A 22812-nucleotide genomic window follows, 5' to 3' on the forward strand; every position below is an offset into this window, starting at 1 on the left:
GCGGGAGGTCGCCGCGGCGTGTACGCGCATGTGGCGCCGTTACGCGAGAGGTTCAGTGGTGGGCGTGGCCATGCTGGGCGTGGTCGGGGCCCGGCGAGCCGCCCATCATGCCCAGCATGCCCCTTCCTCCCGTGCGCAGGAATCGGATGACCAGGGCTGCTGCCAGCAGGAGGAAGACGATGTTGAGCCAGGTCGTGTAGTTCCAGCTCACCCCGCTGTCCGGGACGGTGGCATCGGCGCTGTCGGGGACGAGGCCGAGCGGGCCGAAGACGAACTCGACGACGTACCCGGCCAGGACCATGGACGCGTAGAAGGTGCCGAGCAGGAAAAGGGCCATGCGGGCGCCGTAGTACTTCCGGTAGATGTTCAGGATCGGAAGGATCAGCAGGTCGGCGAAGAGGAAGGACACGACGCCGCCGAAGCTGATGCCGCCTTTCCACAGCACGACGGCCAGCGGCACGTTGCCCACCGAGCACACGAACGAGGCGATCGCCACCAGCGGCCCGATCAACGGCCCCCACAGCCTGGACGCCAGCGGGTGGCCGTCGAAGAAGAAGGCGCGCCAGAAGGAGTCCGGCACCCATGCGGCGATCGCGCCGGCGATCAGCAGGCCGATGACGAGGTCGCGCAGGATCGCCGCCCACTCCATGACGAAGACGTGGGAGACCGAGGTGAAGCCCTCGCGGGAGACCAGTCTGCGGAGGAAGGAGCCCCCGCGCCGGACGGACATGTCCATCGCCGCATGCCCCTCCATGGAGCCGGACACGCCGCGCTCCGCCTGCTCACGCGCTCCGCTCAGCAGCTTGTCGCGCAGGAGCAGGCGGAACAGCACCGCCAAGGCGGCGATCATCAGCGCGCCGCCGGCGAACTCGGCGGCGGTGAACTGCCAGCCCATCAGCAGGGCGAGGATCACGCCGAGTTCGACCACGAGGTTGGTGGAGGCGATCTCGAAGGCCATCGCCGCGGTGAAGTCCGCGCCCTTGCGGAACAGGGAACGGGCCAGCGCCACCGCCGCGTACGAACAGGACGAGGAGGCGATGCCCAGGCCGGTCGCGGTGGCCAGGGTGCGGGGGCGGTCGTCGCCCAGCAGGGAGACGACGGTGGACTTGCGGACCACGGCCTGGACCACGGCGGACAGCGTGAAGCCCAGAATCAGGGCCCAAGCGATCTCCCACGCCATGGACCCGGTGATCGACAGGGCGTGCCAGATTGCCTGCATGGGTGCCCTCCTTCCCCGGACGAGCCTGTCGCACCGCCCGAATCGTGTACCCCTAAGGGGTAGCTCGACCAGCGGCGATAACACGTCCCAACCCGCCGTCCGCGCTCACGCCCGCCGCGCGTCCCGCGGTGCCTCGCCCCCGAGAGCGTTGCGCTCCCCGCAGCCGTCCCGTACCCCGCTCGGCACAGCACCCCGGCTACGGCCTGGACAGGTGACGAATCCGGCGTCGGCCGGACCTTCGAGCCGCTCAGCGGATCCAGGAGCGAGCGGGGGAACGCGACCCCGCCGGAAGCGGCAGCGCCAGCAGGCTCCGGGCGGGCTGTTCGGCCTCGGTCATCGGCAAGGCGCGGAGCCGACTCGGGCAAGATAAGTCCCCATGGTGTGTGGGAGAGACAAGCTCGGAGAGCTGCTGCGGCGCGCGGGACTGGAAGTCGTCGGGGACGGACGGGTCGAGGAGGTGCTGCCGCCCCGCGCCGCTTGGCGACCGGTCGCCTCGGTCGACGCCGAGCCGGCCGTCGCCGTGCGGTGGGACCTGCCCGGCCTGGTCGCCGAACTCAACGCGCAGTGGCACCGGCTCGCGGTCCACAACGGGATCATCGGTGACGACGGCGTGTTCCTCATCGATGTCGCCGGCGACTGGACGGGCGGCGCGCCCAGGCGCTGGACGAGGGTGCGGCTCACTGGTCGGTGGGACCTCGCCGGCGTCCTCGGCGAGCGGCCCGGGCAGCCGGAGTTCGTCGCCCTGTCGACCGACGGAAGCACGCTGCTCGGGGCGACGACGGAGGAGTACGAGGTCTGGCTCGTCACGCAGGACCGCATCGGAGAGCGGCAAGAGGCGATCGCGCGGGCAGCGGCTCAGGAGACCCCTCAAGAGCGGGAGGCCGCTTGGGAGGCGCTGCGTCTTGGACCGGGACCGTCCAAGAGGCTGCGCGAGATGTGGGCGCATGGGCTGGCGCTCAACCCGGCCACGCCCGACGGCCTCCGCGCCCGCCTCCTGGGCCTGTCGCACCACCTCCTGTGGCGCCCCCTGCCGACGCCGGTCGTCGAGGCTGCCATGGCCCACCCGGACCGGAAGCTGCGGGAGCTGCTGGCCGAAGTCCAGCCGAACATCACCGCTGAGCAGTTGGCCCGCCTGATCCTCGGCGAACAGGAGGCCCGGCGCCGCTGGATCCTCACCCTCCTCGCGGCGGACCGACGGGCCGACCTCACCCCCGCCGCGTACGAGCAGCTCGCCGCGGACTCCTGCGCGCGGGTCCGCGCGGAGGCCACTCGCTTCCCAGGGCTGCCCGTACGCATACTCACCGCCCTCGCCGCCGACGCCGACCCGTCCGTACGGGCCGCGGCCTGCCGGAAGGCGTGGGCTCATCTGTCCGGTCCGGCTCGGAACGAGCTGCTGGGCGACCCCGCCGCCGCGGTCCGCGCGGAGGCGCTGCTCCAGTACCACCAGGAGCATCCGATGCCCCGATCGGTCTTCGACACCGAGGAACTCGACAACCACGCGGTGGAGACCTGCCGTCTGGAGCGCGGCCTCGCCGAACACCTGGCCCACCACGGTTCCGGCGACCAGCGCCGCGCCCTCGCCGGCAACCCGCGCCTGGATCCGGACCTGGTCAGTCTCCTCGCCCAGGATCCCGACGCCGCCGTCCGCTTCGCGGTGTCCACACGCTCCGACCTCACCGAGGAGCAACGCGCGCGCATTCCCATCGACTTCGACCCGCACGTCCACTACCGCCCGCTCGGCTGGGTCATGGCGCTGCACGAGGACCTGGACGCCATGCGCCGCCTGGCCGCGTCCTCGCACCCCCTCGTACGCAGGAGCATCGCCCGGGCCCGGCGCCTCCCGCCGGACGTCGTCGAACGCCTCGCCCGTGACGACGACCGCGTCGTCCAGCTCTTCCTCGCGGAGACCTGTGACGACGCGCCCGCGGACATGCTGCTGAGGGTGTGGCAGTGGTGGACCGGCAGCCTCAGCGCCCCCGATCGCCCCCGCGGGCACCCGAACTTCCCCCGCCGCGGCCTGCTTCGCTACGCCGACGACCCCGATCCGCGGATGCGCCGACTGGCCTTGGACGACCCGGCGTCGACCGCCGGGCTGGTCGAGCGATTCAGCCGGGACGGCGATCGGGACGTACGACACCGGGCCGCTACCGACCCCCGGTTGTCGCCCGCGTCGGCGGTGCGGCTGCTCGACGACCCGCACGACGACGTACGCCACGCGGCTGCCCGGCACCCCGGACTGCCCGCGCGGGTACTGATCCGGCTGCTGCGGGACATCGACACCGCGCGGGCGGCAGCCGCGCATCCGGGGCTGCCCGTCCGCGTCACGGAGTGGATGCTCCGTCAGATCCAGCCCGCCGCCACCGCCCCGCCGGGGCCGTGACCCGGGCGACCGGGGGGCTCGAAGCCCGGGGCTTGTGCCGGCAGGCCGACAGGTGGTACGGATCTTCGCCGGGGCTTCCGCCTCCGTCCGCCTACGGTGTCACCGGCTCACCGGCGGTCGCCTACGGCGTCGAAGAACCGCGCCGCCTTCGGCGCCGCCGCCTTGAACGACCCGACGTGGTTCACGTCCCCCTGGTTCAGCACCGGAGCCCGCTTCCCGTGTTCGGCGAGCCGCGTGGCGCAGGAGGTCGCGTTCGCCATGGGTACGTCCGTGTCGCCGGCGGCCGCGTACAGCCGTACCGGCGCGGCGGGCTTCCAGTCGCAGGTGTGGTCGGCGGCGCGTATGGCCTCCAGCAGTTCCCCGGTGGGGTGCTGCATCCTCGCGCGGAAAGCGGGGGTGAGCATTTCCTCCACCGTGGCGGGCAGCGCCCGGAAGATCTCCTCCTCGCTGTGCTCGCCGTCGTACAACCCCTCGACGCGGCTCGCGTACGGCGCGCGGAACGCTTCAGCCGGGTCCTTGTACAGGGGGCGCAAGCGGTTCTGGGCGACCAGCCAGTACGAGACGTAGAGGACGCCGCTGGCGTCGTTGACCCGGCCGTCGAACAACGCCGGGAACGACTGCCCCTCCAAGTCGTACGGCCCGCTGATCGGAGCCAGCGCCTTCAGCCGGAAGTGCCGGTCGGCTCCCCCTTGCAGAGCCCGCCCGAGCGCCATCGCGACCTGGCCGCCCTGGGAGAAGCCGGTCGCGTAGACGTCACCGGTGAGCGGCCGGCCGAGTCGGTCCGCCGCGCTGCGGGACGCGCGCAGCATGTCGACCGACGCGGTCACCGCGGAGCGCGTGTCCATATACGGGTGGCGGCCGGGGCCCCCGCCGAGGCCCAGGTAGTCGGGGGCGGCGACGGCCCGTCCGGCGCTCGCGTTCAGGTAGGAGGGGATGCGGCCGTAGTCGTCCGCGACGGAGGGCGCGTAGGAACGGTCGACCATCGTGCCGTGCGTATCGGAGACGAGGTCGAGGCGGTGACCGCCGCCGTCAGGGAGCGTGAGCAGGCCGGTGGCCGTGGTGGACTTGCCGTAGGCATCGACGGTCCGGTACGTCAGCTGGTACGCCCGTACGCCGTACCGTAACGAGTCGGCGGCCACCCCATACTCGGTGAGGAACCGTCTGACCTGCCCGGTGTCCCGGGCGGCCACCGGCGTGACGGCGATCAACGCTCCTCGGGAGGCGCCGGCGGTCTCCGCTGCCCGGGTCGATGCGGTGGGCCCCACCGCCGCGACCGCCGGTGTCGCGGCGACCGCGGCCAGCAGCAGGGCACCGGCGGCGGCGATCCCCCGCCGTCTCCGCCAAGTGCGGTCGTTCCGTGGTGATCGGAGGGGGGCGGCGACCTTGTACGTCTCATCCTTCATGCCTCGGACACTACGAGCGCGCCGATCACCCCGACATCCGGGTAGCCCCCTGAACCCGGGTGGCCCTGACGCCACCCCGTCGAGTGCTGCCCCGCCCGGACGATGTCGTCGGTCACGAGTACCGCCGCGCCTCTGTCCGGGACGCGCTTGACGCCCGCTGACCGGCGGGGAGTTGGGACAGAAAGGCACGCACCGTGTCGGCGAACTGGTCCGGAGCGTCGCGGTGCACGACGTGACCGGCTGATAGTTCGGCCAGCTGAACCCGACCGGCCCCGCGGGCGATCATTTCCCGGGCGTGGTCCCGCGCCAGTACTTCACTGTCCGCTCCCCGGATCAACAGAGTCGGACAGGTCACCGATTCCCAGTCGCTCCAGTGGTCGCCGGTGAGGGCCTTGTGGGACAGCACCGTGTGATCGATGTCGAACGAATATCCCCAGCCGTCGTCGAACTGGCGGAAGGAGCACTCAAGATAAGGCGCCGTCGGCCCGAGAGCGGAGATCATCGCCTGCCGGGACGGTGCGTTGAGAGGCAGCCTCGTCGCCATCGACCAGTCGGCGTTCACCACGGCGCCGATGTCCTCGACGATCAGGGCGGTGACCTGGTCCGTATTCCGGGCGGCGAATTGATAGGCGTTCACACCGCCCAGGGAATGGCCGAGAACGGCCACCGGCCCGATTCCCAGATGGCGATGGAAAGCCGCGATGTCAGCGACGTAGTCGGACCGTTGATAGCTCTGCGCACGGTCGGACTCACCATGCCCCCGCTGGTCCAGGGCGATCACTCGCCATCGCGGCGTCAGCGCCTGGGCCAGCGGGGCGAACGTCGATGCCTCGTTGTAATGCCCGTGGAACGCCAGCAGCGGGAGACCCGGACCACCGAAGTCCAGAAACGAGAATCGCTGCTGACCAACTGTGAAGAACCCACGCATACGCGCATGCTAACGCCGCCCTCGCCACGCCGACCGGCCTCGGTGAGAATCGGTCGGCCTCCGGCGCTGAAGCGGACTCTCGGGTCCAGAGCCGCGTCCCAGCCGGAGTCCGAACGGCCGAGAGAGGCCTCAGGCGGCCTGTCGGATGTCCAGAGGAAATGTGACGCCGGTCAGCTCCTCGGAGATATCCCACAGCCGCCGCGCCACCTCGGCGTTCCGTGCCTTTGCCGTGCGCCCGACCAGTCGCGGCGCGCCCCGGAGTCCCATCAGGCGGCCGGGGCCGGCGTAGCTGTCGCCGGGGATGTCGGCGGTGGCGGCGTAGAGCGTGGGCAGGGCGCCGTCGTCGCCGCTCTGCGTGACCATGCCGATCATGGCCTTCCCCGCGCGGTAACGCAGGGTCGGGGTCTCGGACCTCATCAGGTTCGTGGCCGAGATCCCTGGGTGCGCGGCGGTGGCGATCACCGACGAGCCGGCCGTGCCGAGGCGGCGCTGAAGTTCTGCGGTGAACAGCAGGTTGGCGAGTTTGGACTGCCCGTAGGCGGGGTTCCCCCGATAGCGCCTGTGTTCCCAGTTGAGGTCGGTGAAGTCGATCGAGCCGATCAGGTGCGCGAGGGAGGCCACCGTGACGACCCTGCCCCGGATCTGGGGCAGGAGCAGGTTCGTGAGCGCGAAGTGGCCGAGGTGGTTGGTCCCGAACTGCAACTCGAAACCGTCGGCCGTACGGGACGGCGGCGGGAGCGACAGGCCGGCGTTGTTGATCAGCAGATCGATGGGCTCGGCGAAGTCCCGCGCGAACGCCCGGACCGACGAAAGATCGGCGAGATCGAGCAGGCGGACCTCGACGTCACCGGTCATCGCCGCGGCGGCGGCTTGCCCTTTCTCGCGGTTGCGTACGGCCAGTACGACACGCGCGCCGTGTTCGGCGAAGACGCGGGCGGTGACGCGTCCGATGCCGCTGTTCGCGCCGGTGACGACGACGGTGCGATCGGTCATGGAAGGAACGTCTGAAGCGGAGAATCCTGACATGACCTCAATGTAGCCACTGGAAACAATGCAGTCAATGACTACATTGCCTTGGTATACTGACGCCCGTGCCAGAATCCGCCGAACAACGGCCCTACCACCACGGAAACCTCCGCACCGCGCTGCTCGACGCCGCCGAACGCGGCCTGCGCGAGCGCGGGGCCGATCAGCTCTCACTGCGGGACCTGGCAAGGGAGATCGGCGTCAGCCATGCCGCGCCGCGCCGGCATTTCACAGATCGTCAGGCACTGCTCGACGCGCTCGCCGAGGCCGGTTTCGTCCGACTGGGCGGCACACTGCGCGCGGCGCTGGCGGAAGCCGAGGACGACTTCCCCGCCCGCGTACGGAACACCGTGACCGCCTTCGTCCGCTTCGCCGCCGCGAACCCCGCGCTGCTCGAACTCATGAACTCCAGCAAGCACCGGGCGGGCGCCACACAGATCGCCGACGCCGCTGAAGCCGCGTTCGCGCAGATGATCGAACTGATCGAAGACGGGCAGGCGCACGGCGAGTTGGAATCGGGGGACCCCGAGCGGATCGGGATCGTCCTGTTCGCGACCGCGCAGGGCATCGCCACCATGGTCAACAGCAACATGATCGACTCGGCACGGCTCGACGAGCTCGTGGGGACCGCGGTCGAACAGTTCCTGCGGGGCGCCCGCCCGCGCACCTGAGGGATCATCTCGGCTGGCGCGTCCGCGGCGAGCGGTACGCCGGATTCCTCGATCCGCACGAACCCGCGTGGGAGTTCTCCCAACCACTCCCGCCCCGCTTGAACACCGCCTACGGCAGCCAGTCCGCCTCCCCCGCACCCGACGCCTGCCATGCGCGATCGGGCGCGCGACCAACCGCGGGTGCGGTACCCCCCGACGCGTAGCGGAGCGCCACCACACCCGGTGAATGGTCGAGCGCGGTTCGGGCGTCGTGGTGCACGTCTCCTCCATAGCCGGCCGTCTCCCCCAGCCCGACGAGGCGTCGTACGCCGCGTCGAAGGCGGCGCTCAACGCCTACAGCCGCGAGTTGGCGACTTCCGTGGGAAAGCACGGCGTACGCGTGGTGTGCGTACTGCCGGGCTTCGTCGTCACCGAGGGGGCGGCCGAACACCTCCAGCAGATGGCCGACAGCCAGGGCGTCGGCATCGACGACGTCGAGCGCCAGATCGTGGACCACCTGAAGGTGCCGATGGGACACCCCGCCGAACCCGAGGACGTCGCCGAGCTGATCGCGTTCCTCGCCTCCGGCCGCGCCAAATGGCTCACCGGCGCCCAGTTCCGGGTCGACGGCGGCATCATCCCCACGGTCTGAGCCGCCTCCGCCCAGAAGCCCTGGGCCGCCCCACCCATAAATCGAGGAGGGACACCATGAACGTCACCCTGACATCACTGGTCGCGGACGCCGCGGACCTGGAGAGCGAGAACTCGTTCTGGTACCGGCTGCTCGGCGGAACGATCACGAGAACGGCGACGCACCACTTTCTGCAGACCGACGGGCTCCCCGTGATCGTGATCCAGCACGCCCCGGAGCACGCGCCGCCGCATTGGCCCGACGGCGACTCCCAGCAGATGCACTTCGACCTCGCCACGGACGACATGGGGACCGCGGACGAGCGGGTCCGGACCGCCGGCGGCCGACGGCTGCGGCCGGCCAACGATGCCGCCGACCCCGCGCAGCAAGGTTCCCGGGTGTACGCCAGCCCGGCCGGACACCCCTTCTGCCTCCGCCCCGCCTGACCCACGACGGCGCGGAAGACCGCGCCGCCCCTGCCCCGAGGAACAGCACGCCCGATCAGGCGAGTACGCCTTGGGGATCCTGAACTGCCGTGCGTACTCGCCTCATGCGCTCTCCGCTCTCCAGGGCCTGGACGATCGCATCACGGAAGCCGGCCGGCGGTGCGACACCGCGCACCGCCCCGGCGGCCGGGAACAGGCCGACCGGCTCGCTCTGCCGACAGTCGCCGCTCATTTCGCAGGGCAACTGCGTGACGCGGCCGACGACTTGATCGAGGGCTACGTCGATCACTGCCGACGCACGGCAACTCCTGGACGTACATCGACGCATCCCTCGACGTGACCCGGCAGGCCGCTCCCAGGCAGGTGGCGCGCGAAGTCGCGGAATCCGCTCGTGTACTGGCGGAGCATGCGCACCTTGGCAGCCGGCCGAGGCCGTCAGCACCCTGCCTCATAATGGGCCGGTCCCATTTCCCTCGATACGGAGGCTTGAATGCGCCGTCTCCTCTCCCCATTCGCCGCCATATGCTGCGCGCTGCTCGGCGTGGCAGGCATGGTCGTGGGCCTGCCCGCCGGTCAGGCCCACGCCGCCGGGCCGCCGCCCTCGTCGACAGGACAGAGATGGACGCTCCAGTCCGTGGCGAACGGCAAATACATATCCACCGAAATACACGACGGCGGCGGCGACTACGGCAAGCTGCGCGCCCGTTCCGACAGCGCCGGCGCATGGGAGCGGTTCACGCTGCACAGCGATGACGGCGGCAAGACCGTATCGCTGCGCGCCGAGGCCAATGGCGACTACGTGTCCACCGAAGTCGAGGATCCGGCGGACCACAGCGGCATGCTGCGTGCCCGCGGTACGCACATCGGGTCCTGGGAGCGCTTCGCCTTGGACCGCGCCGCCGACGGGTCCTACACGCTGCGGTCCCAGGCCAACGGGAAGTACGTATCAGCCGAGGTCAACGGGGACGGCGGGGACGCGGGGCTGCTGCGCGCCCGTTCCGCCACGGCCGGTTCCTGGGAGCGTTTCCGCCTCCAGAAGGAGGGCGGCGTCAGTTCCGGTACGGACGCCCCGGCCCACTCGTCCCCCGCGAGCACGGTGCACGTGATGGAGTGGAACGCCTGCGCCAACAACAACGGCGCCGCCGCCTGTCACTTCTACCGTTCGACGGCCGGTCCGCTGGCGGACGCCGTCGCCCAGCGCGCCAAGAAGACGTCCGCGGACGCCGTGCTCCTGGAAGAGTTCTGCGAGAAGCACGCCCAGCCCGTCGAAAAGCGGTTGGGCGAGGTCACCGGCCGCGGCTGGGCCGTGCGGTTCGCGCCGATCCAGCTCCTCGTCGACGGTACGGGCGGCGGGGTGGCCGCGCAGAAGCAGTGCCACGCCGACAGCACCGGCGCGGACCGGGGCTCGTACGGCGTCGCCCTGGCCGTACCGGACGAGAACACCTGGTACGCCGCCTACCCGCTGCCCTCTCCCCCGGGCAAGGAACAGCGCACCGCCCTCTGCGCCACCGCTCCCTCGCTCGCGGTCGACTTCTGCGCCGCGCACTTCAGCACGGGCGGCGCCAAGTGGGATGACCCGGACGGCAGTTACCGAAGGGCGCAGGTGCAGACCATGCTGAAGGCCGTCGACAAGCCCGGCTACCGCGCCGTCTTCGGCGGTGACTTCAACACGTCGCCGCCGGACGCCAAGGACGGGGACGGGCCGGCTGACGTGACGGTGCCGTTCTACGACCGTTTCCAGGAGTGCGACCAGCCCGCGACGGGCGGCAAGCGCGATGGCGCGATCACCAACGGCAGGCTGAAGCTCGACTACATCTTCGGACCCAAGCAGGCCACGTACCGCTGCGGCGTGACCGAGACGGGGCTGTCCGACCACAAGATGCTCGACGCCACCATTTCCTTCGGCTGAGGCATTGAGGCATTGAGGCCTTGAGGCCTCTGGGCCTTGACGCCTTTGGGCTGCCGTGGCGTCGTCGCAGCGACGACGACGCCACGGCAGCTTCCCCTCGCCCCCTCAGTTCGCCTCCGGCCCGAACCGGCGCCTGTACGCCGACGGGGTGATGCCCGTCTCCCGGCGCATCAGCGTACGCAGATTGGCGGCGGTCCCGAGCCCGCTGCGCCGCGCGACGACCTCGAAGCGGGCCTCGCCGCGCTCGATCAGCCTGCATGCCAGGGCGAGACGTTGCGCCGTGAGCCAGGCCAGCGGCGTCGTGCCCAGTTGCGCCTGGAAGCGGCGGTGCAGGGTCGCCGGGCTGACCGCCGCGTGTGACGCGAGGCCGGCGACCGTGAGCGGTGACTCCAGGCGTTCCTGGGCCCAGGCCAGAGCAGGCGCCAGGGACTCGTCGGGCGTGTCGGGCATGGGGCGCTCCACGAACTGCCGCTGTCCGCCGTCGCGGTGCGCCGCGAAGACCAGTCGCCGGCTCACGGAGTTGGCGATCTCCGCGCCGTAGTCGCGGCGGACCACATGCAGCCCGAGATCGAGGGCGGCCGCGCTCCCCGCGGCCGTGAGGATGTCGCCGTCGTCCACGAACAGCACGTCCGGTGCGAGGTGGACGGAGGGGAAGCGGGCCCGGAAGGAATCCGCCCACTGCCAGTGCGCGGTAGCCCGGCGGCCGTCGAGGACTCCGGCCTCGGCCAGTGTGAAGGCTCCGCTGCAGAAGCCCACCAGGCGCGCGCCGCGCGCGTGCGCCCGTCGGACGGCGTCGAGGACGGCGGGGCGGCGGGGCACCTCGATGTCGGGGCGGTTGGGGACGATCAAGGTGTCCGCCGTATCGGCCGCTTCCAGGTCGGCGACGCCCGTGAGCGTGAAGAATCCGTCCCGCATCACGGTGCGGGGCTCGGGGGAACAGAGGCTGAAGTCGTAGAGGTCGCGGCCGATCTCCGGTCTGCGCAGCCCGAAGATCTCGATCGCGCAGCTGAGTTCGAAGGGGTTCGAGTTCTCGTCGACGATCACGACGACGCGGTGCACACCGTCCGCCGGACGCGGTGCATGCGAGGATTCTTTCGCCATGTGCGATTTCTAGCACTCACGCCCCTCCTGCCGCACGGCACAGGATGAGGTCATGAACGACGAACCCCTCCTGCTCAGCGCGGCTCTGGACTCGTTCGACGCCCTGTGGAGCCCTCGTATCGTCACGCGCGTGAACGACTACGACGTCCGTATCGCCAAGGTCGAGGGCGAACATGTCTGGCACGTCCACGAGAACACCGACGAGTTCTTCCTGGTACTCGACGGAGAGCTGCGCATCTCGTTGCGCGAGCCCGGCGGGGAGCGCACGGTCCGGCTCCCGCGAGGGGCGGTCTTCACCGTCCCCCGAGGCACGGAGCACAAGCCGAGCGCCCCCTCCGGTGCGGCGATGCTGATGTTCGAGCCCACAGGGACGCTGACCGTGGGCGATCGCCACGATGAGGTCCCGGACCATGTGGACGCGACGACCGGGCACTCCCTCAGCACCTGATCCAGGGGCTGGGTAAAACCTCCGAGCGGTCCCGACCAGGATTCCGACAAGGGGCCCACGTAGACCTGGTCAATGACCGATCTACTATGTCCGTTACCCGTTGCTTCGCTGCCGCTTGTGTCGGCTCGGGTGGTTCTTCGGGCCCTATCCATCTCTGCGTTGAGGAATATTGCGTGAAACTGGCACGTGTGTCCGCTGTTGTTGTGGCCGCGGCTATAGCCCCGGCAGTCCTGCTCTCCTCCCCCGCTTTCGCCGCCGATGGGGCCAAGTCGGCCAACGGGGCCGTGTCGGTCGAGGACGGCGGCTCGCAGGCCGAGCAGGACCGGGCCGAGATCGAGCGCGTCCTCGCCGACAAGAAGTCCGGCCCGATCCTGCGCAAGGCAGCGGAGCAGGCGCTCAAGGGCACGCCTGCCGAAATGCGCGCGTTCCTGGAGACGGGCCGGGACCAGGCCCAGCTGACGGACGACCGGGTCCGCGTCATGCAGATTCTGAGCGTGGGCGGCAAGGCGGTGCAGAAGGCCGCCCAGGACGCCCTGGAGGAGAACTCTCGCGAATCCATCACCCACTTCCTCGAAGTGGGCCAGTACACGGCCCGTGACGAGGACAACCGCTTCGAGATCCTGCGGATCATCAGCGACAAGAAGACCGGGCCGGGTGTCCAAAAGGGCGCTCAGCAGGCGATGGACGGTACGGCCGCCGACCGGCAGAAGTTCCTGGACACCGAGCGGCACGCCCTGAAGATCATCGACAACAGGGTGCTGGTCAGAAAGATCATCGGCGCGGGCGGCCCCGAGGTGCGCGCGGCCGGTATCGCCGCGCTCAAGGGCAGCCCCGAAGACGTCCAGAAGTTCATCGACGAGGGCCAGTTCACCGCCCGCGCCAAGGACGAGAAGAACGCCGAGGACAGCAAGGGCTCCAAGGACTCCAAGGACTCCAAGGACTCCAAGGGCGAGAACGGCGGCAAGGACGCCAAGGGCGGCGATAAGGGGAAGGGCCAGGGCACCAAGCCGGCCGCCGAGCACCAGAAGCAGGACGGCGAGGACGGCGCCGTGCGGCCGGTCGCGGCCGGTGGCGGCGCGCGTCCCGCCGGCGGCTCCGCCGAGCAGGCCACGACCGGCGCCCAGCCCGAGTCCGCCGACGGCCACCTGGCCGCCACCGGCGCGAACGGCTCGCTCCCCTGGGCCGCGGGTGGCACCGCCGTCGCCCTGGGCGCCGGAGCCGGCCTCATCGCACTGAGCCGCCGCCGCGCCGGCGCGCAGCGGTAACGTCCCGCGGTTCCTCATCGGGCGGCCCTTCCCGCACTCCCCTGTACTGTCGCGGACAGTCGTCGGGCGTACTTCTGAGGTGGGCGGTTCGGGTGGTGGCAAGCGGTGGGGATTCGTTGATGGATCAGCCGGACGCGCGGTATTCCGCGCGTCCGGCTGAGTACAGGTCCGTTTCCACGCGCTTGTCCCAGCTGAGCGACCGTCGACTCGGCGAAATCGTGGCCGCCGCGCCCCCTATCGGGTCCGGAATAGGCGGCAGGTCGGCGGAGCTTGAGGTCGATGGGGCCCACGTATTCGTCAAGCGCGTCCCCTTGACGGACATCGAGATGCGTCCGGAGAACGTGCGGTCGACGGCGAACATCTTCGGGCTGCCGATGTTCTACCAGTACGGGGTGGGCTCAGCCGGTTTCGGGGCCTGGCGCGAGTTGGCCGTGCATACGATGACCACCAAATGGATTCTCGGGAACGCGTACGGGGGCTTCCCGCTGATGTACCACTGGCGAGTCCTCCCGGACTCCGCTCCCCAAGGGTTCGCCGACGAATTCGGCGGCATTGAGGGCGCGGTGGCGCACTGGGAGGGCTCGCCAGCCGTGCGTCAGCGGTTGCAGGCCATCGCCCGGTCCTCCTCCAGCCTCGTCATCTTTCTGGAGCATGTGCCGCAGACCCTCTCCGCGTGGCTGGGCGACCGAAGGGATGACGCTCCGGAAGACGCGGACGGCCCCGCATACGCGTGGGTCGAGGAGGCCCTCGCACGCGGAGCCGCCTTCATGAGTTCCCACGGCCTCGTTCACTTCGACGCCCATTTCCGCAACGTCCTGACCGATGGACGCTCGGTCTATTTCGCGGACTTCGGTCTGGCTCTCAGCTCCGGGTTTCAACTCACCCCGGAGGAAGCCGAGTTCCTTTCCAGTCATCGTTCTTATGACGCCTGCTACGTCGCCAGCCATCTGCTGCGCCATCATCTGCCCGAAGGCATACGCGACGGCGCCGAGCACAGTGCTTTTCTGCGTGATTGGCTCGCGGGGAAAAGGAGGTCTGCCGGTGTCCCACCCGAGATCGCCGCCATCGTCGACCGGCACGCCCGGGCTTCACTGGTGCTGGACCGATTCCACCGCCGCCTGCTCACCACCAGCAAACGGACCCCGTATCCGGCCGCCGAGTTGGAGAGGGCCAGGCCGGGTGGGCTTTCGGTGCGGTAGGGATCGCTGGTTGCGGGCGTCGCCACCCCGCCCGTAACCGCTCAGAGGCGCCCGGACTGGACGTCCTCGGAACACGGGGCGGGAAGCGCCCTCCCCAGCCGAGCGAGCGGGGAAGCGGCCATGAGCACCGGGGACAGCAGCATCCCCGCGGCCGTCGCCAGGAGACTGGTGCGCAGTCCCCACTCCTGCGCGAGGAAGCCGCCGAGCAGGGAGCCGAGCGGGGCAAGGCCCATGCCGACGAATGTGATCGTCGCGGCCGCGCGGCCCTGCATCTCGTCCGGGGTGACAGCTTGCCGGACGGCCATGACCGTGACAGTCACCAACTGGCCGCCCGCACCGAACACGAAGTTGACCGCGAGGAGCACGAGAACCGTCCCCGCAGAGGAACCGGCGAGTGCGGGAACCAAGAGAAACGCTCCGTCGCCGAGCGCCGCCGCGGACACGAGTACCGCGCCGTAGCCGAATCGGCCCGGCAGCCGGGCGGCCAGTACCGACCCCAGGAGTGCACCCGGCCCCGTCGACGCGAGCGTCAATCCGATGGCGGTGGCCGAGAGGTGCAGTTCCCGCGGCAGGAAGAGCAGATAGCCGGTCATCATGGCCGCGAGGGAGAACTGGAATGCGGCCGAGGCCAGGCATACGGTCCGAAGCGATCTGTCACCGACGACGAATCGCATTCCCTCTCGAATTCGCCGCCACATCCCGTGCGGATGTCCCGAACGCGCCGCGATCACTTCGCGGCGGCGAATCCGTCGGATCGACAAAAACGACACCGAGAAGAACAGCGCGCTGAAGGCAGCGGCGATCGGCGCCGACAGCGAGGAGACCAACGCGCCGCCGAGTGCTGGACCGCCGGTCTGTGCCGCTGACCGGCTGCCTTCGAGCGCGCTGTTGCCCCGTACCAACTGGTCGCGCTCCACCAGCCTGACGAGCGAAGCCTGGTACGCCACGTCGAAGAACACGGACAGCGCCCCGACGGCGAAGGCGGCCCCGAGCAGCACGGGCAGCCCGAGCCACCCGAGGAGCCCGGCCACGGCGACGGCGCCCAGGACCGCGGTCCGGCCGGCGTCCGTCAGTACCATCACCGTCCGCGCCGGCCACCCGTCCACCCACGCGCCGGCGAAGAGCGAGATCAACACGAAGGGCGCCTGTTCCGCCGCCCGGAGAACGCCCATTTCGCCGGCCCCGGCGTCGAGCGTCAGGACGGCGAAGAGCGGCAGAACCACCAGGCTCGCGTGTTCGCCGAGTTGGGAGGCTGTCTGCCCCACCCAAAGCCGACGGAAGTCGCGGTTCCGCCACAGGCTTGACGGAGCGTGGTGGCCGGAATCGGATACGGCGGAGGAAGCGGGGGAAGCGGAGCAGGACGAAGGAGTGGAGGAAGCGGATGACACAGGGGCCCCTGAGGTTGCCGAACACGAGACCCGCCACCAACGGCGCGCCGAAGACGCACCGACAGTTCAGGCGGGGAAGCTCGCTGTGCCGCAACAGCCACGATGTCTGGAGCAGCACGCGATGACGGGCCGACTACGGCCTACGACGTCAACGCGTGCTCGTACGACCGGGCATACCTCAGCTCCTCATGGGTCACTCGCCGCGCCTGCACATTAGTCCTCGGGAGCCCGGCGGGGAATGGCGTTGCGGAGGGACGAGGCGGAGGAGGTCCGGCCGGCTTCAAGCCGCCTTTCTCGGTGCTGGCACGATGTTCGCCCATGAACGATCACGACACTCCGGTCACCCAGGCTCTGGATCTGATCGAGGACCGTTTCCCGCACGCCCTGGGCGCCATACTCGGCGGTTCGGCCGCTCAGGGCCGTGCTGCGCCGACCAGCGATCTCGACGTGGCCGTTCTCCTGCCGAGCGAGGGGACCAGCCGCCGTGAGGTGGTACGCCACGACGGCCGCTTGGCCGAGCTCTTCCTGCACACCCTGAAGGACGTTCCGGAGCACTTCGAGAGAGACAGGGTCCTGCGTCGCGGGACCGTCCTCTTCATCTACGACCAAGGCCTGCCGCTGACCGACCCGTTCGGTCATGTGGCCCGTACACGCGCACAGGCACGGGCGGTTCTGGCAGCCGGTCCGCCACCGCTCACTGCGGCCGAGTGGCAGCGGGGGCGCTATGTCCTGACGTGTTTCATGGACGATCTGGCGGATACCGCGCCGACTGAACGGTACGAACAGCTCTCCCTCGCCGACTCCGTTCTGCGGGAGGCCGCCCACCTTCTCATCGCCCACCACGGCGGTTGGACGGGCATCGGCAAGTGGCTGCCCCGCAGGCTGCTGGACGCCGACCCCGTACGGGGCAGGGCCCTGCTCGACGGCCACCGGGCAGCGGCCGAGCACGCGGACCCCGCCCCGCTGGCGTCGGCCGCTGAGCGGGTACTCGACGCGGTCGGCGGGCCGCTGAGGGAGGGCTACACACAGCGCTGGCGCACTTGAACTCGCCACGTCGGCCGGCCGCTGGCAGCCGGGTCACGTCGCGCTACCGGCTGAGCGGCCACCACATCGATCCAATGTTCCGATACGCGCCCCACCAGTCCGGTTCGGTGCGGTCGTCAGCGACCGTTCGTGCGACAACCGTCCGCACGTTGTACGCCGGAGACGGTTCATCATCCGATGGGGTGATGTGCCATGACAGGCGGTTTGCTGAGGATGAGGCCGTGAAGTCTTCAAGAGCGTTCCGCCGCATGTTCTTGTCCGTAGCCGTCGCGGCCGCGATCGGGCTCACCGCCTCCTGTTCCGATTCCGGTGGTACGCGACCAGCGGGGAAGGACTCTCCCGGTGCGGTCGCGAGCGGTACGGCCCAGGTGCGGCAGGGCCGGTTGAAGGGGGTTGTGGGCGACGGCACCGCCAAGTTCCTCGGGATTCCCTACGCCGCGCCGCCGACCGGGAGACTGCGGTGGGCGCCGCCCACCGCCGCACGGTCGTGGAACGGGACACGCGATGCCACGCGTACGGGCGCCGCGTGCCCGCAGCTCGACGGTACGGGCAAGCCCGCGGCCAAGACCTCGGAGGACTGTCTCCACCTCAACGTCACCGCCCCGACCGGTGGCAGGGCCGCGAAGCCGGTCATGGTGTGGCTGCACGGAGGCGGTTTCAACACGGGCAGCGCGAACGACTACGACGCGACGAGCATGGCCCGCGACGGGGACGTCGTCGTGGTCGCCGTCGACTTCCGGATCGGCGTCTTCGGCAACTTCGGTCTGCCCGGCATGGCGGGCGCGGGCGATTTCGGCATTCTCGACGAGCAGGCCGCGCTGCGCTGGGTACGTGCGAACGCCGCCGCTTTCGGCGGTGATCTTCGCAACGTCACGGTGTTCGGCGAGTCCGGCGGCGGTGTGGGGACGTGCGGGCTGCTGACCTCCCCGGCCTCCAAGGGCCTCATCGACAAGGCGATCATGCAGAGCGGGTCGTGCATGCTCGACTGGCCGGCGGGCGGGCTCGGACTCGGCGCCCCGTCCGGATCGTTCTGGCAGCCGGTCGAGCAAGTCGAACAAGCGAGCAGCGGCGCTGCGGCCAAGCTCGGCTGCACCGGCAGGCCCGACGCGGTGACGGAGTGTCTGCGCGCCCTGCCCACCCGGAAGGTCTACGGGTCGGGGGCCGGCTTCAACTCGGCCGCTGTCGCCACGCCCGTACTCCCGGAGGACCCCGGCGACGCGCTGCGCGCCGGCCGGTACCTGCACGTGCCGACGGTGTCCGGACACACCCACGACGAGGCAAGGGCCATCGCCGGCGTCGCCGATCTGCTGGGCGACCCGATCACCGGCGAGCGGTACCGGGAGCTCGCCGGTACCGCCTTCGGCCGCCACGCCGACAAGGTCCTCGGCCGCTATCCCGCGAAGGACTACCCCTCGCCGGCCCTGGCCTGGTCGGCCATGGACGGGGACCGGGTGTTCATCTGCACTCAGCTCAAGGCCACCGCCGCGCTGGCGGCGCACGCGCGCACCTACGCCTTCGAGTTCGCCGACCCGAAAGCGCCGTCGTACGAGCCGGCCTCACCCGCGGTGCCACCGGGCGCCTCCCACGCCTCCGACCTCAACTACCTCTTCGACCACGCCGGAGGCCAGCCTGCCGAACTGACCCCCGCCCAGCGCGCGCTGAAGAAGACCATGATCGGCTACTGGACCCGCTTCGCCCGCACCGGCGACCCGAACGGCGCCGGAGCGCCTGCCTGGCGTCCGTGGCGGGGCGACGGCCATGGCACGTCCCTGTCCCTCGCCCCTGGCACGGGAAAGATCACCCCTGTTGACGCCGGGGACGAACATCACTGCGCGTTCTGGACGACCGTTCCCAAGGGGTGATCCGGCGTCGCGGGCGACATACCCACGTTGTCGCCCGGCCCCGGCTCCGGGGGCACGGCCCGCCCGGCCCCTTCGGGTACGCGCATGGGGCAGCGGCCGGCCCGTACCGCGCTACTCCCCCGCGTCACTCCAAAGGACCTCGCCGTCCACCACGACATCGAACGCGTTGAGACCGAGAGCCCGTGCGATGCCCATGGAGGCGTCGTGTCCCGGATGGATGTACGCGACCAGCTCGGCCACTCCTCGTTCGCGCAGCCACCCCGCCATGGCGAGTGCCCCCTCGCGTCCGTAGCCGCTGCCCTGGTAGTCGACGCCGACCACCCACGCGAGCGACGCCTCAACGAGCCCGTCGCCCGGGCGGCGGCGCAGCGTGGCCTGCACCGTGCCGATCAGCCGCCTGTCCGAGGTCCGGCGCAGCATCCAGTTCAGCCACCCCTGTGTGCCGTCCGGCGACCGGCCCTCGCACTGACGGCCGTACCGTGCTTCGAGCTGGGCGGGTGAGTCGGGCGCGCCGCCGGTCCAGGCGTGGAGCCGGACATCGTCGAAGACCGCGGCCGCTTCACGGGCGTGCTCGACGCGGAGCGGTTCCAGAGAGAGGCGCGGCGTCAGCAGGGGGGCCGCGGCGGGCCAAGGTGTAGTCGCGTGCATCGGCGCACCATAGCCCGGCGGCCCCACCTTCGAGTGAACTGAACCGACTGACAATGGGAGTTGTGAGGGCCGCGCGTTGTCGGTCGCGTGTAGCGCGGTCCGCCGCCGTCGCCTGCTCACGCGTCGGGATTCAAGGCCGCCCTCGGCCCGGCACAAAGGGCCGGATCGCCTGCTGTGCAAGCGAGTTGAGCCGCCCCTCCCCCGCGGATTCCGGTGTCGGGCGGCACCGGGCGGCCCGTCACGGCTTGGGGCGGGGGGCAGCGTGTCGGCGAGTAAAGAGCTGGCAATGTCGGTATATGTATGCTCGTACCCGCAAAGAGAACACCAACTCCTCAGCGTGTGCACGCCGTCGCCGTGTGCCGCCCTCGTCAGCCCTGGGCGGACCGGCCTTTCGGCACCCTCCGTCGACCCGCGTACAGACCGCCATCGCCGAGTCGATGCTGTGCGCATCCCACCCCGCCCTCGGCCGTTCGCGGCCGCACGTAAGGAGAGAGACATGCGCTACGGAAACGCGCTGCGCGAACAGATCCACACGCCCGATACGACCCCGCTCGTCGGGATCTACGACATGTACTCGGCCTCGGTCGCCGCCCGGCACTACGACGGGTTCTTCGTGTCCGGGTTCGGCTTCGCCGCCTCGCACTACGGGCTGCCGGACATCGGGTTCATCGCGTGGCCGGACATGGTCGCGTTCGTCGAGCGGCTCCGGCTGGCCTTCCCGTCCCACCATCTGCTGGTCGACATCGACGACGGTTACGTCGACCCGGAGGTGGCGTGCCACGTCGTCCAGCGGCTGGAGCGGATCGGGGCGTCCGGCATCATTCTTGAGGACCAGCAGCGCCCGCGCCGGTGCGGCCACGCGGATGGGAAGACGGTGCTGCCGCTGGAGGAGTACCTGCAGAAGCTGGATCTCGTCCTGCGGAGCCGGCGGGACCTCGTGGTCGTGGCCCGTACCGACGCCACCGAGGAGACGGACATCCTGCGCCGCGCCCAGGCGCTCGCGGAGACCGACGCCGACGTGGTGCTGGTCGACGGGGTGCGGGACGTCGAGTGGATCCGCCGGATTCGCAAGGTCATCAACGACAAGCCGCTGCTCTTCAACCAGATCGCGGGCGGCAAGTCGCCGCGGCTCTCGCTCTCCGAACTCACGGCCCTGGAATGCCAGGTGGCCATTTACAGCACGCCCTGCCTGTTCGCCGCGCACACCGCCATCGACACCGCGCTCGGCGAGTTGAAGAAGGCAGACGGGCGGCTCCCGGAATTCTCGCCCGCCACCTCGGTGGGCGTACGCGCGTCGACCGAACTCTTGGAGAAGAACATCAGCCGGCACCACCCCCAGGAAGTCCAACTCACCTCTGTCTGAGGCGGATCGGATTTTCGGGGCACCCACGCGCCGTGCGTGGGTGCCCCTGCCAACTTCAGGCCCTATGGACGGGTCGGTCAACGCGTTCATGACGCCGGCCGACGCCGAAATCACGTTCGAGAAGCGAGAACAGCATCATGGGATTCACCGTGCCCAAGGCACGAAACACCTTCGTAGTCGCCGTCGGCCTGCTGTGCGCGGCACAGTTCGCGGACGGGACCGCGCGGGCCGACGCGCCGGACGGGGGCATGGAGACACACCACGGCAACTCGCTGATCACGATCGACAACTCGAACGCGGATTCCTGGCTGGAGGTCGACAGAACGCTCAATGTGCTGGGCCCGTTGAGCAAAGGAACAGCCGGCAGCGACCACGACGGCGGCGGGGGCGCCGTCGAACAGCACCTGACGCGCTCGGACGCCCGTGTCCAGGCCGCCCCGGTGGAGCGGAGCGAGGGCCGGGAGTCCAACGAGGAGTCCGCGGCGAACGGCGGCGACGACCCCGAGGGCGACGCCGACCAGGGCACGGCGCCCGCCGCCCGCCGGGACACGGACACCGGCCGCACCGGACCGCAGCCTGCGAGCCAGTGCACGCCCCGCACCCCCGCGCCCGGAGAGGGGGGCCGGGCATGCCCGTAATGCCGTTCCGGCACCGGTTCCCGCGCCGGGTCGACTGGTACATCGTGTCGCTGCTCGCCACCATCGGTCTGGCGACGCTGCTGCCCGCCAGGGGAACGTCCGCGGACGTCCTCGGCGTGGCCACCAAAGCGGCGATCGGGCTGCTGTTCTTCGTCTACGGCGCCCGGCTCTCCCCGCAAGCCGCTTTCTCGGGGCTACGGCACTGGCGGCTGCACCTGTCCATTCTCTGCTTCACCTTCGTGGTCTTTCCCATCCTCGGCCTGGCGTTCACCGCGTTGCCGCCCTACGTGCTCGGCGCCGAACTCGCCACCGGGCTGCTCTTTCTGTGCGTACTGCCGTCCACCGTCCAGTCGGCCGTCGCCTTCACATCGCTGGCCCGGGGAAATGTGGCCGCCACGGTCTGCTCCTCGTCGTTCTCCAGTCTGCTCGGCGTATTCCTGACACCGCTGCTCGCCGCCGTCCTGCTCCAGGGGAACCTGGGGGGCGGTATGCATTTCTCGGCGGGGCAAATGCTGAGCATTCTGGTGCAGCTTCTCCTGCCCTTCGGGCTGGGGCAGGCGGTACGGCCATGGATCGCGGACTGGATCACCCGGCACCGCCGCATCACCATGGTGTGCGACCGGGGTTCCATTCTGCTGGTGGTCTATTCCGCATTCGGTCAGGGCGTCGACGCCGGCATCTGGGGACGGCTCTCCCCCGCACGGCTCGGCGTGCTGTTGACGCTGTGCGCGCTGCTCCTGGCCCTGGTCCTGGCGCTGAGCGCGTGGGCGGCGAACAGGCTGGACTCGGGCCACGAGGACCGGGTCACCATCGTCTTCTGCTCCTCGACCAAGAGCCTGGCCAGTGGCCTGCCCATCGCCAGTGTGCTGTTCGCCGGCAAGGACGTGGGACTCGCCGTACTCCCCTTGATGCTTTACCACACACTCCAGCTGATGGTGTGCGCCGTCATCGCCCGCCGCTGGAGCGAGCAGCCGGTGGCGGAAGGCCGGTCGGCGACCTCCTCCCCCGCTTCGGACGCCCCGGCCGTCACAGCCTGACCGGGCGCGCTCAGCGGTGCGGGAAACGCCCGCCGAGCCGTGAACCTGGCATCGCTCGCACTGCTTGAGCAGGGGATTTCGCGACCTGACGCGCAGGGGCTCGATCTCGGGTGCGGAGGAGGAGAGTGGCCCCCTCCTCCGCGCCTTGGCCGCCAGCCCCGGACCGCGGGCCGAAGGGGTAGGCGTCTCCGAAGACGCGACCTGGGCCTTGGCATCGGACCGCCGAC

At 70.3% G+C, this 22812-nt stretch carries 20 protein-coding genes and 1 pseudogene; 13 read left to right on the forward strand and 8 right to left on the reverse strand.

Annotated features, from left to right (window positions below):
- Window positions 1-52 precede the first annotated feature (52 nt).
- Window positions 53-1219 (reverse strand): permease, encoded by a 1167-nt coding sequence (locus tag AB0I22_RS20620; protein WP_363132270.1) that lies wholly within the window; start codon window positions 1217-1219, stop codon window positions 53-55.
- 376 nt (window positions 1220-1595) lie between these two features.
- On the opposite strand from AB0I22_RS20620, the gene AB0I22_RS20625 reads away from it, so the two are divergent.
- Complete coding sequence (locus tag AB0I22_RS20625; RefSeq protein ID WP_363132271.1) at window positions 1596-3599, forward strand: PE-PGRS family protein; 2004 nt, start codon at window positions 1596-1598, stop codon at window positions 3597-3599.
- A 107-nt stretch (window positions 3600-3706) separates the two neighbouring features.
- Here the strand turns inward: AB0I22_RS20625 and AB0I22_RS20630 are convergent, their stop codons facing one another.
- From AB0I22_RS20630 to AB0I22_RS20640, 3 genes are all read right to left on the reverse strand, one after another.
- Window positions 3707-5002: an alpha/beta hydrolase gene (locus AB0I22_RS20630; RefSeq protein ID WP_363132272.1), complete on the reverse strand. Its 1296-nt coding sequence runs from the start codon at window positions 5000-5002 to the stop codon at window positions 3707-3709.
- Between the two features lie 112 nt (window positions 5003-5114).
- Complete coding sequence (locus AB0I22_RS20635; RefSeq protein ID WP_363132273.1) at window positions 5115-5930, reverse strand: alpha/beta hydrolase; 816 nt, start codon at window positions 5928-5930, stop codon at window positions 5115-5117.
- Window positions 5931-6059: 129 nt separating this feature from the next.
- On the reverse strand, window positions 6060-6956 hold the full coding sequence (locus AB0I22_RS20640; protein ID WP_363132274.1) for an oxidoreductase: 897 nt from the start codon (window positions 6954-6956) through the stop codon (window positions 6060-6062).
- A 65-nt stretch (window positions 6957-7021) separates the two neighbouring features.
- On the opposite strand from AB0I22_RS20640, the gene AB0I22_RS20645 reads away from it, so the two are divergent.
- From AB0I22_RS20645 to AB0I22_RS20655, 3 genes and pseudogenes are all read left to right on the forward strand, one after another.
- Window positions 7022-7627, forward strand: a complete 606-nt coding sequence (locus AB0I22_RS20645; protein ID WP_363132275.1) for a TetR/AcrR family transcriptional regulator — start codon at window positions 7022-7024, stop codon at window positions 7625-7627.
- Between the two features lie 226 nt (window positions 7628-7853).
- A pseudogene (locus tag AB0I22_RS20650) lies at window positions 7854-8258 on the forward strand (SDR family oxidoreductase); the annotation flags it as partial.
- Between the two features lie 56 nt (window positions 8259-8314).
- The gene (locus AB0I22_RS20655; protein WP_363132276.1) at window positions 8315-8683 is read left to right on the forward strand and encodes a VOC family protein; all 369 of its coding nucleotides are present in this window, start codon (window positions 8315-8317) and stop codon (window positions 8681-8683) included.
- A 55-nt stretch (window positions 8684-8738) separates the two neighbouring features.
- Here the strand turns inward: AB0I22_RS20655 and AB0I22_RS20660 are convergent, their stop codons facing one another.
- The gene (locus tag AB0I22_RS20660) at window positions 8739-8972 is read right to left on the reverse strand and encodes a hypothetical protein (protein WP_363132277.1); all 234 of its coding nucleotides are present in this window, start codon (window positions 8970-8972) and stop codon (window positions 8739-8741) included.
- Between the two features lie 201 nt (window positions 8973-9173).
- Here AB0I22_RS20660 and AB0I22_RS20665 point away from each other — a divergent pair, with 201 nt between their 5' ends.
- Window positions 9174-10592, forward strand: coding sequence for an endonuclease/exonuclease/phosphatase family protein (locus tag AB0I22_RS20665; RefSeq protein ID WP_363132278.1), 1419 nt, complete (start codon window positions 9174-9176; stop codon window positions 10590-10592).
- A gap of 105 nt (window positions 10593-10697) precedes the next feature.
- Here AB0I22_RS20665 and AB0I22_RS20670 read toward each other — a convergent pair whose 3' ends face one another.
- Window positions 10698-11693 carry a helix-turn-helix domain-containing protein gene (locus AB0I22_RS20670; RefSeq protein ID WP_363132279.1) on the reverse strand — a complete coding sequence of 332 codons (996 nt, stop codon included), beginning with the start codon at window positions 11691-11693 and terminating at the stop codon, window positions 10698-10700.
- A 52-nt stretch (window positions 11694-11745) separates the two neighbouring features.
- On the opposite strand from AB0I22_RS20670, the gene AB0I22_RS20675 reads away from it, so the two are divergent.
- The 3 genes from AB0I22_RS20675 to AB0I22_RS20685 all read left to right on the forward strand — a co-directional run bounded on the left by AB0I22_RS20675 (window position 11746) and on the right by AB0I22_RS20685 (window position 14605).
- Window positions 11746-12141: a cupin domain-containing protein gene (locus AB0I22_RS20675; RefSeq protein WP_363132280.1), complete on the forward strand. Its 396-nt coding sequence runs from the start codon at window positions 11746-11748 to the stop codon at window positions 12139-12141.
- 188 nt (window positions 12142-12329) lie between these two features.
- Complete coding sequence (locus AB0I22_RS20680; protein WP_363132281.1) at window positions 12330-13406, forward strand: ALF repeat-containing protein; 1077 nt, start codon at window positions 12330-12332, stop codon at window positions 13404-13406.
- 119 nt (window positions 13407-13525) lie between these two features.
- Window positions 13526-14605, forward strand: coding sequence for a protein kinase family protein (locus tag AB0I22_RS20685; protein WP_363132282.1), 1080 nt, complete (start codon window positions 13526-13528; stop codon window positions 14603-14605).
- Window positions 14606-14646: 41 nt separating this feature from the next.
- Here AB0I22_RS20685 and AB0I22_RS20690 read toward each other — a convergent pair whose 3' ends face one another.
- Entirely contained in the window at window positions 14647-15903 is a 1257-nt protein-coding gene (locus AB0I22_RS20690; RefSeq protein ID WP_363132412.1) for an MFS transporter, read from the reverse strand.
- A gap of 408 nt (window positions 15904-16311) precedes the next feature.
- Between AB0I22_RS20690 and AB0I22_RS20695 the strand changes: the two genes are divergently transcribed.
- Both AB0I22_RS20695 and AB0I22_RS20700 read left to right on the forward strand, forming a co-directional pair.
- Entirely contained in the window at window positions 16312-17037 is a 726-nt protein-coding gene (locus AB0I22_RS20695) for a nucleotidyltransferase domain-containing protein (protein ID WP_363132283.1), read from the forward strand.
- Window positions 17038-17258: 221 nt separating this feature from the next.
- Window positions 17259-18899 (forward strand): carboxylesterase family protein, encoded by a 1641-nt coding sequence (locus tag AB0I22_RS20700; RefSeq protein WP_363132284.1) that lies wholly within the window; start codon window positions 17259-17261, stop codon window positions 18897-18899.
- A 111-nt stretch (window positions 18900-19010) separates the two neighbouring features.
- On the opposite strand, the gene AB0I22_RS20705 is transcribed toward AB0I22_RS20700, so the two are convergent.
- A complete protein-coding gene (locus AB0I22_RS20705; RefSeq protein WP_363132285.1) occupies window positions 19011-19547 on the reverse strand; it encodes a GNAT family N-acetyltransferase in 537 nt (178 codons plus the stop codon).
- A gap of 496 nt (window positions 19548-20043) precedes the next feature.
- Here AB0I22_RS20705 and AB0I22_RS20710 point away from each other — a divergent pair, with 496 nt between their 5' ends.
- The 3 genes from AB0I22_RS20710 (at window position 20044) to AB0I22_RS20720 (ending at window position 22585) form a co-directional block, all read left to right on the forward strand.
- The gene (locus tag AB0I22_RS20710) at window positions 20044-20910 is read left to right on the forward strand and encodes an isocitrate lyase/PEP mutase family protein (protein ID WP_363132286.1); all 867 of its coding nucleotides are present in this window, start codon (window positions 20044-20046) and stop codon (window positions 20908-20910) included.
- A 137-nt stretch (window positions 20911-21047) separates the two neighbouring features.
- The gene (locus AB0I22_RS20715) at window positions 21048-21548 is read left to right on the forward strand and encodes a hypothetical protein (RefSeq protein WP_363132287.1); all 501 of its coding nucleotides are present in this window, start codon (window positions 21048-21050) and stop codon (window positions 21546-21548) included.
- Window positions 21539-22585 carry a bile acid:sodium symporter family protein gene (locus AB0I22_RS20720; RefSeq protein ID WP_363132288.1) on the forward strand — a complete coding sequence of 349 codons (1047 nt, stop codon included), beginning with the start codon at window positions 21539-21541 and terminating at the stop codon, window positions 22583-22585. The genes AB0I22_RS20715 and AB0I22_RS20720 overlap by 10 nt, the downstream gene beginning before the upstream one ends.
- Window positions 22586-22812 lie beyond the last annotated feature (227 nt).

This window comes from Streptomyces sp. NPDC050610, from assembly GCF_040654875.1.
In the GTDB taxonomy this organism is placed as follows: domain Bacteria; phylum Actinomycetota; class Actinomycetes; order Streptomycetales; family Streptomycetaceae; genus Streptomyces.

Coding starts and splice junctions, on each gene's coding strand:
- AB0I22_RS20635 (WP_363132273.1), bottom strand. CDS start 5,930: ATGCGTGGGTTCTTCACAGTTGGTCAGCAGCGATTCTCGTTTCTGGAC.
- AB0I22_RS20710 (WP_363132286.1), top strand. CDS start 20,044: ATGCGCTACGGAAACGCGCTGCGCGAACAGATCCACACGCCCGATACG.
- AB0I22_RS20630 (WP_363132272.1), bottom strand. CDS start 5,002: ATGAAGGATGAGACGTACAAGGTCGCCGCCCCCCTCCGATCACCACGG.
- AB0I22_RS20625 (WP_363132271.1), top strand. CDS start 1,596: ATGGTGTGTGGGAGAGACAAGCTCGGAGAGCTGCTGCGGCGCGCGGGA.
- AB0I22_RS20685 (WP_363132282.1), top strand. CDS start 13,526: ATGGATCAGCCGGACGCGCGGTATTCCGCGCGTCCGGCTGAGTACAGG.
- AB0I22_RS20665 (WP_363132278.1), top strand. CDS start 9,174: ATGCGCCGTCTCCTCTCCCCATTCGCCGCCATATGCTGCGCGCTGCTC.
- AB0I22_RS20715 (WP_363132287.1), top strand. CDS start 21,048: ATGGGATTCACCGTGCCCAAGGCACGAAACACCTTCGTAGTCGCCGTC.
- AB0I22_RS20675 (WP_363132280.1), top strand. CDS start 11,746: ATGAACGACGAACCCCTCCTGCTCAGCGCGGCTCTGGACTCGTTCGAC.
- AB0I22_RS20640 (WP_363132274.1), bottom strand. CDS start 6,956: ATGTCAGGATTCTCCGCTTCAGACGTTCCTTCCATGACCGATCGCACC.
- AB0I22_RS20695 (WP_363132283.1), top strand. CDS start 16,312: ATGAACGATCACGACACTCCGGTCACCCAGGCTCTGGATCTGATCGAG.
- AB0I22_RS20720 (WP_363132288.1), top strand. CDS start 21,539: ATGCCCGTAATGCCGTTCCGGCACCGGTTCCCGCGCCGGGTCGACTGG.
- AB0I22_RS20655 (WP_363132276.1), top strand. CDS start 8,315: ATGAACGTCACCCTGACATCACTGGTCGCGGACGCCGCGGACCTGGAG.
- AB0I22_RS20620 (WP_363132270.1), bottom strand. CDS start 1,219: ATGCAGGCAATCTGGCACGCCCTGTCGATCACCGGGTCCATGGCGTGG.
- AB0I22_RS20670 (WP_363132279.1), bottom strand. CDS start 11,693: ATGGCGAAAGAATCCTCGCATGCACCGCGTCCGGCGGACGGTGTGCAC.
- AB0I22_RS20705 (WP_363132285.1), bottom strand. CDS start 19,547: ATGCACGCGACTACACCTTGGCCCGCCGCGGCCCCCCTGCTGACGCCG.